Genomic DNA, 15,924 nt, shown 5'->3' with positions numbered 1-15,924 from the left:
CGGGGCGTACGTCCTACCCGTTGGCGGCGTTCTTCTTCTCCTCGGCGTCCTCGATGACCGCCTCGGCCACCTGCTGCATGGACATGCGACGGTCCATGGAGGTCTTCTGGATCCACCGGAACGCGGCCGGCTCGGTCAGCCCGTACTGCGTCTGCAGAATGCTCTTCGCGCGGTCCACCAGCTTGCGCGTCTCCAGCCGCTGGGAGAGGTCCTCGACCTCCTTCTCCAGCGCCCGCAGCTCCGCGAAGCGCGACACCGCCATCTCGATGGCGGGCACGACGTCGCTCTTGCTGAACGGCTTCACCAGGTACGCCATGGCCCCGGCGTCCCGGGCCCGCTCCACCAGGTCGCGCTGCGAGAACGCGGTGAGCATCAGGACCGGCGCGATGGACTCCTCCGCGATCTTCTCGGCGGCGGAGATCCCGTCCAGGACGGGCATCTTCACATCGAGGATGACGAGGTCAGGCCGGTGCTCGCGGGCCAGCTCGACGGCCGTCTGGCCGTCCCCGGCCTCGCCGACGACGGAGTAGCCCTCCTCCTCCAGCATCTCTTTCAGGTCGAGACGGATGAGCGCCTCGTCCTCGGCGATGACGACGCGGGTCGTCAGCGGCGGAACGTGCGACTGGTCGGCGTCGGGCGTGGGCGTCGACTCGTGCTCGGCGGTCACGGGGGCTCCTCTTTGCGGGGCATAACAGCTCCCCCGAGCCTACCTAGCTCCTGTAAGGTGGTGCCACGCAGGGTTTCCCGAAACCTTCGTTTCTCAGGCCCCAGTACTCCAACTGGTCAGAGAGGCCGCTCTCAAACAGCGGACAGTGTGGGTTCGAATCCCACCTGGGGCACCTTTCCTGGAATTCCAAGGTCACCTCCTGAATGGTTGACCTTCCCCCTTTCGGGCGAAAGTGCCGCGATCCGCACATGAAGGCGAAAGTCTTTCCGCATCCTCGTCCGCATGTACGACCCGATCACCCGTCGCCGAGCTCTCGAACTCGTCGCCCAAGGCCGCAGCCTGAACTCAGTCAGCAAAGAAACCGGCATATCCCGGTCCGCCCTCCGTGCCTGGCAAGTGCGGATCGACCCGCTGCCTCGCCTCAACCAAGTGGCCGCCTGCACCGGCCCGGCCGATTCCCCTGCGTACGCGTACCTGCTCGGTCTTTACTTGGGTGACGGCTGCATCAGCCCGCACCCCCGCGGTGGGCACCACCTCCGGATCTTCTGCGCCGACGCATGGCCGGGGCTCATCGATCAGTGCCGCGCAGCGATCACCAAGGTGCGGCCGAACGACAAGGTCTACGTGCTGCAACGCCAGGGCTGCGTGGCCGTCACGAGCTACGGACGGCACTGGACGTGCTTGTTCCCACAGCACGGGCCCGGCAAGAAGCACGAGCGGCGGATCGCCCTCGAACCCTGGCAACAGGAGATCGTCGATGCGCATCCCTGGGAGTTTATCCGGGGGCTCATTCACTCCGACGGGTGCCGGATCACCAACTGGACCGTCCGGAACGGCAAGCGCTACGAGTACCCGCGGTACTTCTTCACCAACCGGTCCGCCGACATCACGGCGCTCCTGACCAGCACACTGGACCGCCTCGGGGTCGAGTGGAGACAGGCGAACGCCTTCAACGTGTCCATCGCCCGCAAGGCGTCCGTCGCGTTGATGGACGCCCGCATCGGGCCGAAGTACTAGATGCGGCGGCCGGTCACCACCAGGTTACCGTCCGGGGTGCGCCGCGCGAGGTCGCCGGTGCGGAAGTAGCCGTCGGTGGTGAAGGAGCGTGCGTTGTGGTCGGGCGCCCGGTAGTAGCCCCGCAGGGTGTACGGGCCGCGGGCGAGGAGTTCGCCGGGCTCCCCGTCGGGCACGTCCTTGCCGTCGACGTCGACCATGCGGATCTCGTCGTCGGGCGAGAGCGGGCGGCCCTGCGTGGTGAGCACGGTCTCGTCCGGATCGGCGGGCCGGGTGAGAGTGAGCAGCCCCTCGGCCATGCCGAAGACCTGCTGCAGGCGACAGCCCCATTCGGGGCCTATCCGTTCGGCGGTCGCCCGGTGCAAGGGCGCGCCGCCGGTCTGCACGAGACGCAGACTGCTCAGGTCGGCCTGGGTCGTGGGGAGTGCGTCGAGCCAGCGCTGGGCGACGGCGGGCACCACCGACGTGATGGTGACCCGCTCGCGTTCGATGGCCGGAAGGCATTCGGCGGGTTCCGGGTTCTCGGCCAGGACGACGGTGCCGCCGACGGAGAGGGTGCCGACGATGCCGGGGCAGCCGAAGGTGAAGTTGAACTCGGCGGGCAGCGCGGCGAGGTATACGTCGTTCTCGGTGAGCGACACCAGTTCGGCGGCGGCCCGCGCCTGGTAGGCGTAGTCGTTGTGGGTGCGCGGGATGAGCTTGGGCTCCGCGTTGGTATCGCCGGAGAGCAGGAGGAACGCGACCTGGTTGGCGTTCTGCGCGAGCGCCGGTTCGGGCGGGGCGTCGATGGAGCCCAGCGGGCTGTACTGGCAGCCCGAGGGGTCGGTCGTGAGGCCGCCGTACGGGGACGAGGCGCCGGGCGCCTCAAGGGTGAACACCCGTCGCAGGAAGGGCTCTCGGGCCGCGATGTCCGCGGCCATAGCCGTGTGGTCGAAGCCCTGGTACGTCGAGGGGCCGACGTAGCCGACGGCCTGGGTGACCCGCACGAGGTGGGACACCTCGGACGCGCGGTGCGAGACGGGGCAGAACACGGGGACCGCGCCGGCGCGCATCAGCGCGAACACGGTGATGACGAACTCGGGAACGTTCGGTAGCTGGACGACGACCCGTTGCCCGGGCCGGATGCCGCGCAGCCGGATTCCGGCGGCCATGCGGTCCACGCGCCGGTTCAGGTGGGCGTATGTGATGCGGGTGCCGTCGTGCACGAGCGCGGTCCGCGGTCCGTTCTGCAGGGCCCAGCCGCGCAGCAGGTTGTCGAGCGTATTGCCGCGCCAGTGCCCGGCCGCCCAGTAGCGATCGACGAACTCCTCGGGCCAGGGCGTGCAGCCGTCGAGCATGGATGTCATTCGTCGCTTCCTTCTGTACATATCGCCCGTTTCTTGACCTTGGCAATCCAATCCGTCAACGCCCCTGTACGCAATGTGCTTTCCAGACCATGGACGCTGAATTCCCTCAGCAGAAAGACCAATGAGCGCCGCTGACCTGTAGTTCGTGGTGACTCGTGAGGCAGAGTGGGGGCATGTCTACGTACGAGACGATGTCGTTCCACCTTGAGACCGAGCGGCTGATACTGCGGCCGTGGGCCGAGTCGGACGCCGCTGAGTTCCGCGCCCTCCTCGCCGAACGCGGCAACGGGACGACGTCCACGGTTGAGCACACCCGGACGGCCATCGCGAAGCTGCTCACCGCGACGGCGACTACGGGGATCGCCCTATTACCCATCCAGCGCCGTGATGAGGGCGACTTCATCGGCTATTGCGGGTTGATCATCGGCCGCTCCACCCTGGAGGAGCCTGAAATCGCGTATGAGTTGTTCCAGCGCGCGCGTGGGCGTGGCTACGCCACCGAGGCGGCCAGGGCGGTGCTCGATGCCGCTGTTGCGACCGGGCGGAAACGGCTCTGGGCGACCGTTGGCGCGTGGAACACACCGTCGTTCCGTGTTCTTGAGAAGCTCGGGTTCGAGCGGGATCACGTTTCCACGGAAGACAGCGGTGAAGTGGTATGGCTCACACATTCGTTGCCGTGAGGCGGGGTCGCGCCCCTGGGGCTTCATGGTTCCGTTTTCGGCGGACCGCCTCTGCCAGGCGGGCGATCATGCGGGCGGCCAGTCGTTACTGACTTCGGCTCGTCAGGGTGACTTCCTCCCCGACGTGCAGCGCGTACACGTCCTACTCGTGGTTGCGCCGCACGGCTGAAGAACGTGGCCCGCGGCGTGCCACAGGCCCTATCTACGCGCCGTCTCACCATGCTCTGCGATGAAAGACCACAGACCTGGCGTCACCGCAGGAGGAGGATGTTCAATGAGGCTCGCTCATAGGATCATCGCAATTGGCGCCGCCGCTGCAACCGCGGCCATCGTGAGTGCCGGCGGTGCTCACGCAGACGGGGACGGACTGCTGGGGGCCGTCAACGGCATCCTCAACGGACCCTCTCTCATCAACATCTGCTACCCCAACGTCCAAAACGGGTACGCCAACCACAACGGCAACCAGAACTCCAACTGCACTCAGAGCGCGACGCAAACGTCGTCGACGTCGGCGACACCGCTGGAGCGGGAGATCGCCACCAGTGGTCCGTTCAACATTCTCCCCGGCGCTGTCGAGGGCCATGATGTCGAATGCCCGGCAGGCTTGGAGCCGGTGTCGGGCGGCGCTAATGCTGGACCGGCCCAATTCGCTTCCATCCGGATCAATGAGACCCACCCCTCCATCTTCTCCGACACCGCCTGGCACACGACCGTGACCAACGAGGGCAACGACGACATCGACGTGACTCTCTATGCCGTCTGCGAAACACCGGCCTAAGGTAGGGCGTCACGCAGAGCGACGCCACACGTCATGTAGTTACTGCCCCCGGCTTGTCAGGGTGACGTTGGAGCGTCGAGGGACAGGCCGGTGAAGCCTGCCTCGCCCTCGAAGCAGACGTAGCCCTCGCAGGCCGCCCGGGCTCTTTTTACCTCCGCCCAGGTCGCCTCCCGCCACGCGATCACGGACTGCTCGTCGCGCTCGGCGACCCGCCGTGCGGGCACCTGCGGGCTCAACCCGAGCCGGTGCATCAGCCTTGTGGCCCCGGAGACGCTGTAGGAGACGTGGAACTTCCTGCCGATCAGTCTGGCCACCCGCGATGCGGTCCACACCTGGTCCTCCACCCAGCCATGCGCGGCCGGACCCTGCTCCAAGTAGACGGCGAGTTTCTCCAGGCAACGCAGCGACAGACGGCACCGCGACCCGCCCGGGCCGCCGGAGGCCAGAGCCTGCACACCGCCGTCCCGCCACAGCCGGTGCCACTGGTAGGCCGACTTCCGGCTCACCCGCAGCTGCCGCGCGACCTCTGTCGGCTTGATCTTCTGCTCGAACAAGAAGAATCACCCTGACGAGCCGAAGTCAGTAAGTCGGCGACATTGGACCTAGCCGCGGGTCTCGCCCTTCTCGGATTCCGTGAGGCGGGCGGTCTCGGCGACGTGGCCGATCATCTGGAGGCGCGTGGTGGCCGCGGTGAGCTGGAAGAGGCCGACGCCCCCGACCGGTACGGAGAGCAGCACCCAGGCCAGCATGGGGGCCAAGTCGCGTACGGCTTCGCACGCATCGCCCTCGGACTCGTAGTAGCTCTGCTTGTAGCGGTCGTCGACGCCGAAGGCGTAGAAGGCCCGGGACTCGCACTCCCTGTCGCGTCGCCCGTCGCGGTCGATGGTGAACGCGAACACCAGCTGAAAGGCGACCCAGAGCCAGATGAGGGAGGCGACGGCGATCAGGCCTATGCCCCAGCGCTGTTGACGGACGGCCCGGACGCGGAAGTCGGTCTCGCACACCTGTACCAGTGATGTCATGCGACCGAAACTAGCAAAGCGTTCGGCGGCGCCGGGCTGGACGGCCCTTCCGGTGACCGCGTCGGGCGGGCGTTCCCGAGTGGTGGTGGGAGCCGGTTGGGTTGCCCGACGCGGTGCGTCTTGTGCGTCTTGTGCGTGGTCTAGCGGACGGGGTCGCCCATGTGGTGGACGCGGACGAGGTTGGTGGAGCCGGTGACGCCGGGGGGTGAGCCGGCGGTGATGACGACGATGTCGCCGGGTACGCAGCGGCCGATGCGCAGGAGTTCTTCTTCGACTTGGGCGACCATGGCGTCGGTGGAGTCGACGTGGGGGCCGAGGAAGGTTTCGACGCCCCAGGTGAGGTTGAGTTGGGAGCGGGTGGCGGGGTCGGGGGTGAAGGCGAGGAGGGGGATGGGTGAGCGGTAGCGGGAGAGTCGGCGGACGGTGTCTCCGCTCTGGGTGAAGGCGACGAGGTATTTGGCGCCGAGGAAGTCGCCCATTTCGGCGGCGGCGCGGGCTACTGCTCCGCCTTGGGTGCGGGGCTTGTTGCGGTCGGTGAGGGGTGGGAGGCCCTTGGCGAGGATGTCTTCTTCGGCCGCTTCGACGATGCGGGACATGGTTTTGACGGTTTCGACGGGGTATTTGCCGACGCTGGTTTCGCCGGAGAGCATGACGGCGTCGGTGCCGTCGATGATGGCGTTGGCGACGTCGGAGGCTTCGGCGCGGGTGGGCCGGGAGTTCTCGATCATCGAGTCGAGCATCTGGGTGGCGACGATGACGGGTTTGGCGTTGCGCTTGGCGAGTTTGACGGCTCGCTTCTGGACGATGGGGACGTGTTCGAGGGGCATTTCGACGCCGAGGTCGCCGCGGGCGACCATGATGGCGTCGAAGGCGGCGACGATTTCGTCGATGTTCTCGACTGCCTGGGGCTTTTCGATCTTGGCGATGACGGGGAGGCGTCGGCCTTCTTCGTCCATGACGCGGTGGACGTCTTCGATGTCGCGGCCGCTGCGGACGAAGGAGAGGGCGATGACGTCGGCGCCGGTGCGCAGGGCCCAGCGGAGGTCTTCGATGTCCTTGTCGGAGAGGGCGGGGACGGAGACGGCGACGCCGGGGAGGTTGAGTCCCTTGTGGTCGGAGACCATGCCGCCTTCGATGACGAGGGTGTTGACGCGGGGGCCGTCCACGGTGGTGACTTCGAGGGTGACGCGGCCGTCGTCGACGAGGATGCGTTCGCCGGCGGTGACGTCTGCGGCGAGGCCTTTGTAGGTGGTGCCGCAGGTGTGGCGGTCGCCTTCGTGGTCTTCGGTGGTGATGGTGAACTCGTCGCCGCGTTCAAGGAGTACGGGGCCTTCGCGGAAGCGGCCGAGTCGGATCTTCGGGCCTTGAAGGTCGGCGAGGATGCCGACGCTGTGGCCGGTCTCGTCGGAGGCTTTGCGTACGCGCTGGTAGCGCTCCTCGTGTTCGGCGTAGGTGCCGTGGCTGAGGTTGAGGCGGGCGATGTCCATTCCGGCTTCGACCAGGGCTTTGATCTGGTCGTATGAGTCGGTGGCGGGGCCCAGGGTACATACGATTTTCGCTCGGCGCATGAGGCGAGCGTATTCCCCTACCAGGCAGTAGGAAATTGGTTCCGGGTGTCCGCTCAACAACCTTTGAGCAAAAGGTTATTGACAATTGTTGAATGTGCATGGGGGTGCTCCGATGAGCACCCCCGGGGCGTGATTCTTGTGGTTTTCAGAGTTGCGGCGGGGTCATCGTGAATCGCGCGTTCACCTGGGCGAACACGGTCTGCCGCTGGGGTTCGAGATCGAGTGGCGGGGCGCCGGCTTCCTCGGCGGTGCCGTAGGCCATGGAGCGCATCATGCCGCCGGGGGCGGTCGCGGTGAGGGCGATGGCGTTCTCGGCGCCGAGGTCGGCCAGTTCGACGAGGGCGGCGAGGCGGGCGCCGAGGGCTTCGGCGTATTCGCGGGCGCGTTGGACGGCTTCGAGGACGGCTTGGCGGCGGGCCTGGCCGTGGGCGGGTGAGGTGGGCCGCAGGGCCCACCAGGGGCCGTCGACCTGGGTGAGTTCGAGGTCGGCGAGGCGGGTGGTGAGTTCACCGAGGGTGGTGAAGTCGTTGAGTTCGGCGGTGAGGTGTACGCGGCCGTGGTAGGCGCGGACGCGTTCGCCGCGTCCGTGACGGGTGAGTTCGGGGGTGATGGAGAAGGCGCCGGTTTCGAGCTTCTCGACGGGGTCGCCGTAGCTCTTGATGAGGTCGAGGACGGTGGCGTTGCGGCGGGTGAGGTCTTCGAGGGCGGTGCGGCGGTCGGTGCCGCGGGCGCTGACGGTGATGCCGATGCGGGCGATCTCGGGGTCGACCTCGATGCGGGCTTCGCCGCGGACGGCTACACGGGGGACTTCGGGGGTTCCGTAGGGCTGGTGCGATGCGTCCTGAGTCATGGCTTCACTGTCGCACTGTCGCTCGTACGGGTGTGGTCATCGGATCGAAACCTGGTGGGGGTGTTGCTCCTTGTTACCGGTGGGCCAGAATCTACGCGCGTGAATCTACGCGCGTTGTTCACGCCTCAGAAGGGGAGATGGCATGGCGTTCGACCGCAGGACTTTTCTCGGGACCACGGCCGCTACAGGTGCGGCCGTCGCGTTGACGGGGGCCGCGAGCAGCCCGGCAGCCGCACAGGGCGAGTCGGGGGGACCGGCGCCGCGGACGTACTCGTTCACGGTGATGGGGACGACCGATCTGCACGGGAACGTCTTCAACTGGGACTACTTCACGGACAAGGAGTTCGACGACAAGGCGCACAATGACGTCGGTCTGGCGAAGATCTCCACCTTGGTGAACGAGGTGCGCGCGGAGAAGGGGCGGCGCAACACGCTGCTGATCGACGCGGGTGACACCATTCAGGGCACGCAGCTGTCGTACTACTACGCGAAGGTCGATCCGATCACGGCGCGGCGGGGTCCGGTGCACCCGATGGCGCAGGCGATGAACGCGATCGGGTACGACGCGGCGGCGCTGGGGAACCACGAGTTCAATTACGGCATTCCGGTGCTGCGCAAGTTCGAGGAGCAGTGCGACTTTCCGCTGCTGGGGGCGAATGCCCTGGATGCGAGGACGTTGCGGCCGGCGTTCCCGCCGTACAGCGTGCACCGGCTGCGGACGCCGCACGGGCCGGATGTGAAGGTGGCTGTGCTGGGGCTGACGAACCCGGGGATCGCGCTCTGGGACAAGGCCAATGTGCAGGGCAAGATGACGTTTCCTGGTCTGGAGGAGCAGGCGGCGAAGTATGTGCCGCGGCTGCGTTCGCTGGGCGCGGATGTGGTGATCGTGTCGGCGCACTCGGGTTCGAGCGGGACGTCGAGTTACGGGGATCAGCTGCCGTACATCGAGAACGCGGCGGCTCTGGTGGCGGAGCAGGTGCCGGGGATCGACGCGATCCTGGTGGGTCACGCGCACACGGAGATCCCGGAGTACCGGGTGAAGAACAAGGCGACGGGCAAGGACGTGGTGCTGTCGGAGCCGCTGAAGTGGGGGCAGCGGCTGACGCTGTTCGACTTTGAGCTGACCCGGTCGAAGGGCTGCTGGTCGGTGGCGAAGGTGTCGGCGCGGGTGCTGAATTCGAACACGGCGGCGGAGGACCCGAAGATCACCGGGCTGCTGTCGGACGAGCACCGCAAGGTCGTGGCGTACGTGAACCAGGTGATAGGCACCTCGACGCGGGCGATGTCGTCGGCGGAGGGCCCGGTCAAGGACGTGGCGATCATCGACCTGATCAACCATGTCCAGGCGGAGACGGTGAAGACGGCACTCGCCGGTACGGAGTGGGCGGCGCTGCCGGTGCTGTCGCAGGCCTCGTGCTTCTCGCGGACGGCGTCGATCCCGGCCGGGCAGGTGACGATCAGGGACGCGGCGGGCCTGTATCCGTTCGAGAACACGATGGAGGCGCGGCTGCTGACGGGTGCGCAGCTGAAGGATTACCTGGAGTATTCGGCGCGGTACTTCGTGAGGACGGCACCCGGAGACGCGGTGGATCCGGCGAAGCTGACGAACGCGGAGGGCATCCCCGACTACAACTACGACGCCGTGTACGGGCTGGCGTACGACATCGACATCGCGCAGCCGGTGGGTTCGCGGATCACGGGGTTGTCGTTCCAGGGGAAGCCGGTGGATCCGGTGGGGCAGTTCGTGCTCGCGGTGAACAACTACCGGGCCTCGGGTGGCGGGAACTTCCCGCATGTTCCGCAGGCCAGGCAGTTGTGGGCGAATTCGGATGAAATCCGTAACACGATCATCCAGTGGGTGAAGGCGAAGGGGACGGTGGATCCGGCGGGGTTCGCTTCGGTGGACTGGCGTCTGACGCGGGCGGGTGTGCCGGTGTTCTAGTCGTCACCCGGTGCGGCGTGGCCGGGGTCCGCTGTGGCGGCCCCGGCGGCGCGGTGTGTCCGGCGGGGGGTCAGGGGTGTTCGACCAGGGGGAGGAGTTCGCCGGCGGGCCGGGGGCGGGTGTGTTCGCGTGGTGCGAGGCCGAAGGTGGTGAAGGCGGTGCGGGTGGGCCGGGGGTAGGGCTCTTTGCCTGTGAGGGTGTTGAGGATGGCGGCGCTGCGCGAGGCGGCGAGGCCGAGGTCGGGGGCTCCGACGCCGTGGGTGTGGCGTTCGCCGTTCTGGACGAAGATGCTGCCGGTGACGCTGGGGTCGAGGATCATCCGGTAGTCGGCGTCGATGCGGGGGCGGTCTGAGGAGTCCTTGCGCAGGTAGGGGTCGAGGCCGGCGAGGAGGCTGTCGAGGGGGCGTTCGCGGTAGCCGGTGGCGAGGATCACGGCGTCGGTGGTGAGCCGGGAGCGGGTGCCCTGTTCCACGTGTTCGAGGTGGAGTTCGACCTTGGTGGTAGCGACGCGGCCGGCGGTGCGGACGCTGACGCCCGGGGTGAGGACGGCGTCGGGCCAGCCGCCGCCGAGGGTGCGGCGGTAGAGCTCCTGGTGGATGGCGGCGATGGTGTCCGCGTCGATGCCTTTGTGGAGTTGCCATTGGGCGGGGACGAGGCGGTCGCGGACGGGTTCGGGGAGTTGGTGGAAGTAGCGGGTGTAGTCGGGGGTGAAGTGTTCGAGGCCGAGCTTGGAGTACTCCATGGGGGCGAATGAGGGGGTGCGGGCGAGCCAGGTGAGGCGTTCGCGGCCGGCGGGGCGGGAGCGGAGCAGGTCGAGGAAGACTTCGGCTCCGGACTGGCCGGAGCCGATGACGGTGACGTGTTCGGCTTCGAGGACGCGTTGGCGGTTGTCGAGGTAGTCGGCGGAGTGGATGACCGGGACGGTGGGGGCGTCGACGAGGGGGCGCAGGGGTTCGGGGACGTAGGGGGCGGTGCCGATGCCGAGGGCGAGGTTGCGGGTGTGGGTGCGGCCGAGGGCTTCGGCTTCGCCGTCGGGGTCGAGTTGGGTGAAGTCGACTTCGAAGAGGTCGCGTTCGGGGTTCCAGCGGACGGCGTCGACCTGGTGGCCGAAGTGGAGTCCGGGGAGGCGGCCGGCGACCCAGCGGCAGTAGGCGTCGTACTCGGCGCGCTGGATGTGGAACTGCTCGGCGAAGTAGAAGGGGAAGAGCCGTTCCTTGTGCTTGAGGTAGTTGAGGAAGCTCCAAGGGCTGGTGGGGTCGGCGAGGGTGACGAGGTCGGCGAGGAAGGGGACTTGGAGGGTCGTTCCTTCGATGAGGAGTCCGGGGTGCCAGCGGAAGTCGCGGCGCTGGTCGTAGAAGGCGGTGGCGAGTTCTGCGGCTCCCTGCTGGGGCAGGCCGTGGGCGAGGGCGGCGAGGGAGAGGTTGAAGGGGCCGATGCCGATTCCGACGAGGTCGTGGGGTGCATCGAGGTGGGCGGTCATCGGTGGGTGCTGCCTTCCAGGAGAGTGACGAGGGTGTCCAGGTCCCCAGCCGTGGTGTGGGGGTTGAGCAGGGTGGCTTTGAGCCACAGACGGCCGTGGGCGGTGGCCCGGCCGAGCACGGCGGTGCCGTCGAGGAGGAGGGTGCGGCGCAGGGTGGCGAGCCTGGTGTCGTCGGCGGGGGTGGGCCGGAAGAGCACGGTGCTGATGGTGGGTGGTGCGTGGAGTTCGAAGCGGGGGTGTGCTTCGAGGAGCCGGGCGAGCTGGTGGGCGAGGTCGCAGGTGCGGTCGATGAGGCGGATGAGGCCGTCGCGGCCGAGGGAGCGCAGGGTTGCGGCGATCTTGAGGGCGTCGGGGCGGCGGGTGGTGCGCAGGGAGCGGCCGAGGAGGTCGGGGAGGCCGGCTTCGGTGTCGTCGGGGGCGTTGAGGTAGTCGGCCTGGTGGGCGAGGGGGGCGAGCAGGGCGGTGTCGGGGACGGCGAGGAGGCCGGCGGCGACGGGTTGCCAGCCGAGTTTGTGCAGGTCGACGGTGAGGGAGTGGGCTCGGGTGAGGCCCGCGAGTTTGTGTCGGTGGCGGGGGCTGAGGGCGAGGAGGCCGCCGTATGCGGCGTCGATGTGGAGTTCGGCGCCGTGGTGGTGGCAGAGGCCGGCGATGGTTTCGAGGGGGTCGATGAGTCCGGCGTCGGTGGTTCCGGCGGTGGCGGTGACGAGGACGGGGCCGGGGGTGCGGTCGAGGGTTTCGGTGAGGCGGGCCGGGTCGAGGGTGCCGGCGGGAGTGGGGATGGCGACGGCGGGGGCCAGGCCGAGGAGCCAGGCGGCGCGGGGGATGGAGTGGTGGGCGTTGGCGCCGTGGAGGACGGTGAGGCCGGGGCCGTGGCGTTCGCGGGCGAGGAGGAGCGCGAGCTGGTTGGCTTCCGTGCCGCCGGTGGTGACGAGTGCGTCGGCGTGCGGGGTGGCGTAGAGCTCGGTGGCGAGGGTGCGGGTGACGAGGGCCTCGATCGCGGAGGCGGCGGGGGCCTGGTCCCAGGAGTCGAGGGACGGGTTGAGGGCGCTGGCGGCGAGGTCGGCGGCGACGGCCACGGCGAGCGGCGGGCAGTGCAGGTGGGCCGCGCACAGCGGGTCGGCGGGGTCGGCCGCTCCGGCGGCCAGGGTGTGGACGAGGGTGCGCAGGGCTTCGTGGTCGCCGGTTCCCCGGTCGGGCAGTACGTCGCCGAGTGCGGTGTGGACGCGGGCGGTGACGGTGTGGGGGCCGCCGGCGGGGAGGGGGCCGCCGCGTGCGGCGGTGCCGGTGCGCAGGGCGTCGAGGACGGTGTCGAGCAGGGGCCGCAGGGCGTCGGCGCCTCCGGGGCCGCCGGCGAGCGGGGGCGGCGGGGTGGGTGTGCCGGGGAGCGCTGTCATGCGGGGTCCTCACGGAGGCTGGGCGGGGGCGACGTGGTCCCCGCCCAGCACAACGATCCGACCCGAATGGGGTAACCGCCGGGGTTTGTCCGGTGGTTTTGCCGCTCGTGGGTTGGGTGTCTTTCAGCCGGTTCGGACGCGCAGGGCGCGGGCGAGGTCGTCGAGCTGGTCGACGAGTTTGCGGCGCAGGATGGGGAGGATGTCGGGGTTCTCCAGGCAGGTGCGGCCGGCTTCGAGGTTGCCCTCGTCGACGGCGTGGGCGGGGAAGGCCCAGTGTCCGGCGGCTTCGCCGATGGCGGGGCCCCGGCGGGCGCCGAGGGCGACGGCGTCGGGGTAGTAGCGGGGTACGTAGTCCCGTACGAGTTCTGCCTGTTCGGGCTGCCAGAAGCCTTGGGCGACGGCCTTGAAGAGGTAGTTGGACACGGTGTCGTCGTGGAACATGCGCTGCCAGGCGGCGGCCTTGGCCTCGGCGGTGGGGAGGGCGGCGCGGCAGCGGGCGGCGCCTTCTTCGCCGGTGGCGCTGGGGTCGGCGGCGAGGGCGGCCTCGATGTCGGTTTCTTCGACGGCGCCGAGGACGGCGAGCCGGGCGAGGATGCGCCAGCGCAGCTCGGGGTCGAGTTCGGGGCCGCCGGCGACGGTGCCGTCGGCGAGCCAGCCGAGGAGGGTGTCGGGCTGGGTGGCGCTGTCGGCGAGGACGCGTACGGCGGCGAGCCGCATGCCGGGATCGGAGCCGTCCTCGGTGCGGCGCAGCAGGGCACGGGCGATGGCGGTGAGGGTGGCGAGGGCTTCGGTGCGCTGTGCGGGGGCGACGTAGCGCAGGGCGATGTGCTCGCGGGCGAAGGCGAGGACTCCTTGGACGATGGCGAGGTCGGCTTCGTCGGGGAGGTGGGCCTCGGCGGTGGCGAGGTAGGTGGCGGGGTCGAGTTCGCCGTCGCGGACCATGTCGCGCAGGGAGGTCCAGACGACGGCGCGGGTCAAGGGGCCTCCACAGCTCGGAGAGCTAGGGGAAGGGTCGGGGATGCGGGAGAGGGCGTGCAGGGCGGTGTCCACGGAGGTCTCGTCGAGGCGGACCTTGGCGTAGGTGAGGTCGCCGTCGTTGAGGAGGAGGAGGGCGGGGCGCGGGCCGCTGACGGAGATGACCTCGTCGGTGGGGAGGTCGAGGGTGAGGGTGTCGCGGGCTTCGAGGGTGCCGTCGGGCTTGCGGTCGTAGGAGCCGGCGGCGATGTGGTGGGGGCGGCTGCCGTGGTGGTCGACGGTGAGGGTCCAGCCGCCGGGGCTCTCCTCGATGCGCGGGGTGAGGGTGTCGGCGCCGGTGGTGCGCAGCCAGATGTCGGCCCAGGCGTGGACGTCGCGGTCGGTGTGGGCGGCGAGGGAGTCCACGAAGTCGGCGAGGGAGGCGTTGGCGAACTTGTGGCGGGTGAAGTGGGTGTTGATGCCGGCGAGGAAGTCCTTCTCGCCGAGCCAGGCGACGAGCTGGCGCAGGGCGGAGGCGCCCTTGGCGTAGGAGATGCCGTCGAAGTTGAGGAGGGCGGAGGCGGTGTCGGGGACGGCGTCGGGGGCGACGGGGTGGGTGGAGGGCCGCTGGTCGGCGTCGTAGCCCCAGGGTTTGCGCTGCATGCCGAATTCGGTCCAGGTGCCGGTGAAGCGGGTGGCTTCGGTGAGGGTCTGGTAGCCCATGTACTCGGCGAAGGACTCGTTGAGCCAGATGTCGTCCCACCAGCGCAGGGTGACGAGGTCGCCGAACCACATGTGGGCCATTTCGTGGGCGATGACCATGGCGCGGCGCTGTCGTTCGGTGTCGGTGACGGCGGAGCGGAAGACGAACTCGTCGCGGAAGGTGACCAGGCCCGGGTTCTCCATGGCGCCGGCGTTGAATTCGGGGACGAAGGCCTGGTCGTAGGAGTCGAAGGGGTAGGGCTCGTTGAACTTCTCGTGGTAGCGGTCGTAGCAGTCGGTGGTGATGGAGAGGATTTCCGCGGCGTCGGCGTCCAGGTAGGGGGCGAGGGACTGCCGGCAGTGGATGGCGAAGGGCAGTCCGGCGTGTTCGGTGCGGATGCTGTGCCAGGGGCCGGCGGCGATGGCGGCGAGGTAGGTGGAGATGACGGGCGTCGGGGCGGACTGCCAGATTCCGGCGCTGCCGGTGGCGTCGCCGCCTGCGCTGCCCGTGCCGCCGCCGCTTGCGCTGCTTGCGCTGCCCGTGCCGTCACGGTCACCGCCGCTGCCGGCTTCGCGGTCGCCGGTGCGGGTGGTGATGCCGTTGGCGAGGACGGTCCAGTGCGCGGGGGCGGTGACGGTGAACTCGAAGACGGCCTTGAGGTCGGGCTGGTCGAAGGCCGCGAAGACACGCTGGATGTCGTCCATGAACATCTGGGAGTAGACGTACGTCTCCCCGTCCACGGGGTCGGTGAAGCGGTGCAGGCCCTCGCCGGTGCGGGAGTAGCGCATCCGGGCGTCCACGCGCAGCTCGTGCGGGCCTTCGCTCAGCCCGGTGAGGGGGAGGCGGTTGCCGTCGAGGGAGGCGGGGTCGAGGGGGCGGCCGTCGAGTTCGGCGGCGCGCAGTTCGTCCGGTTTCAGCTCCACGAAGGTGTCTGCGGCGGCGCGTGCGCTGAACCGGATGACGACGGTGGAGTCGAACGTGTCGTCGCCGCCGGTGGTGAGGTCGAGGGCGACGGCGTAGTGGTGGACGTCGAGGACCTGGGATCGGAGCTGCGCTTCGTTGCGCGTCAGTGCGGACATGGGGCCCATGCTGCCGCAAAAGCGCTGCCGGGCCCCAGGGGCCTACTCTTCGCCTGCGGCGATCGTCTCGTGGTGGCGGATGACCTCGGCGATGATGAAGTTGAGGAGTTTCTCGGCGAAGGCCGGGTCGAGTTTGGCGTTTTCGGCGAGCTGGCGCAGGCGGGCGATCTGGCTGGCCTCGCGGGTGGGGTCGGCCGGCGGCAGCTGGTGTTTGGCCTTGAGGTGGCCGACCTGCTGGGTGCACTTGAAGCGCTCGGCGAGCATGTGGACCACCGCCGCGTCGATGTTGTCGATGCTGTCCCGCAGGCGGGCCAGTTCGGCGGTGACGTTCTCGTCGGTGTCGTCGGTGTCGCTGCTGTTCATGGTTCCCGAGAATACGTGGCCGGAGTGTTCGGTTCCCCGGGCAGTCGTCCCTTGAGACGGCCGGGCGGTACGGGATTCCGCGGG

14 protein-coding genes and 1 tRNA gene are annotated in these 15,924 nt (G+C 68.9%); 5 read left to right on the top strand and 10 right to left on the bottom strand.

The features are described from left to right. Positions 1–13 precede the first annotated feature (13 nt). Positions 14–667 carry an ANTAR domain-containing response regulator gene (locus MTF65_RS23250; RefSeq protein ID WP_243630851.1) on the bottom strand — a complete coding sequence of 218 codons (654 nt, stop codon included), beginning with the start codon at positions 665–667 and terminating at the stop codon, positions 14–16. A gap of 97 nt (positions 668–764) precedes the next feature. Between MTF65_RS23250 and MTF65_RS23245 the strand changes: the two genes are divergently transcribed. Together MTF65_RS23245 and MTF65_RS23240 are read left to right on the top strand one after the other, a co-directional pair. Then, positions 765–839: transfer RNA gene (locus MTF65_RS23245), tRNA-Leu, on the top strand. Positions 840–949: 110 nt separating this feature from the next. After that, positions 950–1,684: a helix-turn-helix domain-containing protein gene (locus MTF65_RS23240; RefSeq protein WP_243630850.1), complete on the top strand. Its 735-nt coding sequence runs from the start codon at positions 950–952 to the stop codon at positions 1,682–1,684. On the opposite strand, the gene MTF65_RS23235 is transcribed toward MTF65_RS23240, so the two are convergent. Beyond that, positions 1,681–3,027 (bottom strand): (2,3-dihydroxybenzoyl)adenylate synthase, encoded by a 1,347-nt coding sequence (locus MTF65_RS23235; RefSeq protein ID WP_243630849.1) that lies wholly within the window; start codon positions 3,025–3,027, stop codon positions 1,681–1,683. The two genes, MTF65_RS23240 and MTF65_RS23235, sit on opposite strands and share 4 nt — an antisense overlap. Positions 3,028–3,200: 173 nt before the next feature. Between MTF65_RS23235 and MTF65_RS23230 the strand changes: the two genes are divergently transcribed. Together MTF65_RS23230 and MTF65_RS23225 are read left to right on the top strand one after the other, a co-directional pair. After that, positions 3,201–3,707 carry a GNAT family N-acetyltransferase gene (locus tag MTF65_RS23230; RefSeq protein ID WP_243630848.1) on the top strand — a complete coding sequence of 169 codons (507 nt, stop codon included), beginning with the start codon at positions 3,201–3,203 and terminating at the stop codon, positions 3,705–3,707. 274 nt (positions 3,708–3,981) lie between these two features. Continuing rightward, positions 3,982–4,485: a hypothetical protein gene (locus tag MTF65_RS23225; RefSeq protein ID WP_243630847.1), complete on the top strand. Its 504-nt coding sequence runs from the start codon at positions 3,982–3,984 to the stop codon at positions 4,483–4,485. A 56-nt stretch (positions 4,486–4,541) separates the two neighbouring features. Here the strand turns inward: MTF65_RS23225 and MTF65_RS23220 are convergent, their stop codons facing one another. The 4 genes from MTF65_RS23220 to MTF65_RS23205 all read right to left on the bottom strand — a co-directional run bounded on the left by MTF65_RS23220 (position 4,542) and on the right by MTF65_RS23205 (position 7,925). Beyond that, positions 4,542–5,039, bottom strand: a complete 498-nt coding sequence (locus tag MTF65_RS23220) for a winged helix-turn-helix domain-containing protein (RefSeq protein WP_243630846.1) — start codon at positions 5,037–5,039, stop codon at positions 4,542–4,544. A 48-nt stretch (positions 5,040–5,087) separates the two neighbouring features. After that, the gene (locus MTF65_RS23215; RefSeq protein ID WP_243630845.1) at positions 5,088–5,507 is read right to left on the bottom strand and encodes a hypothetical protein; all 420 of its coding nucleotides are present in this window, start codon (positions 5,505–5,507) and stop codon (positions 5,088–5,090) included. A 140-nt stretch (positions 5,508–5,647) separates the two neighbouring features. Beyond that, entirely contained in the window at positions 5,648–7,075 is a 1,428-nt protein-coding gene (gene pyk / locus MTF65_RS23210) for a pyruvate kinase (protein WP_243630844.1), read from the bottom strand. A gap of 145 nt (positions 7,076–7,220) precedes the next feature. Further along, complete coding sequence (locus tag MTF65_RS23205) at positions 7,221–7,925, bottom strand: SIMPL domain-containing protein (protein WP_243630843.1); 705 nt, start codon at positions 7,923–7,925, stop codon at positions 7,221–7,223. Positions 7,926–8,067: 142 nt separating this feature from the next. Between MTF65_RS23205 and MTF65_RS23200 the strand changes: the two genes are divergently transcribed. After that, positions 8,068–9,867 carry a bifunctional UDP-sugar hydrolase/5'-nucleotidase gene (locus MTF65_RS23200; protein ID WP_243630842.1) on the top strand — a complete coding sequence of 600 codons (1,800 nt, stop codon included), beginning with the start codon at positions 8,068–8,070 and terminating at the stop codon, positions 9,865–9,867. A 70-nt stretch (positions 9,868–9,937) separates the two neighbouring features. Here MTF65_RS23200 and MTF65_RS23195 read toward each other — a convergent pair whose 3' ends face one another. The 4 genes from MTF65_RS23195 to MTF65_RS23180 all read right to left on the bottom strand — a co-directional run bounded on the left by MTF65_RS23195 (position 9,938) and on the right by MTF65_RS23180 (position 15,840). Next, positions 9,938–11,347: a lysine N(6)-hydroxylase/L-ornithine N(5)-oxygenase family protein gene (locus MTF65_RS23195; protein WP_243630841.1), complete on the bottom strand. Its 1,410-nt coding sequence runs from the start codon at positions 11,345–11,347 to the stop codon at positions 9,938–9,940. Next, positions 11,344–12,741, bottom strand: a complete 1,398-nt coding sequence (locus MTF65_RS23190) for an aminotransferase class V-fold PLP-dependent enzyme (protein WP_243630840.1) — start codon at positions 12,739–12,741, stop codon at positions 11,344–11,346. The genes MTF65_RS23195 and MTF65_RS23190 overlap by 4 nt, the downstream gene beginning before the upstream one ends. 123 nt (positions 12,742–12,864) lie before the next feature. Next, a complete protein-coding gene (pepN, locus tag MTF65_RS23185) occupies positions 12,865–15,477 on the bottom strand; it encodes an aminopeptidase N (protein ID WP_243630839.1) in 2,613 nt (870 codons plus the stop codon). A gap of 42 nt (positions 15,478–15,519) precedes the next feature. Next, positions 15,520–15,840, bottom strand: a complete 321-nt coding sequence (locus MTF65_RS23180; protein ID WP_243630838.1) for a chorismate mutase — start codon at positions 15,838–15,840, stop codon at positions 15,520–15,522. Positions 15,841–15,924 lie beyond the last annotated feature (84 nt).

Source organism: Streptomyces sp. APSN-46.1, assembly GCF_022815725.1.
Taxonomy (GTDB): domain Bacteria; phylum Actinomycetota; class Actinomycetes; order Streptomycetales; family Streptomycetaceae; genus Streptomyces.
The sequence above is the reverse complement of the archived record's forward strand: the minus strand, read 5'-3'. Positions and strand labels throughout refer to the sequence as shown.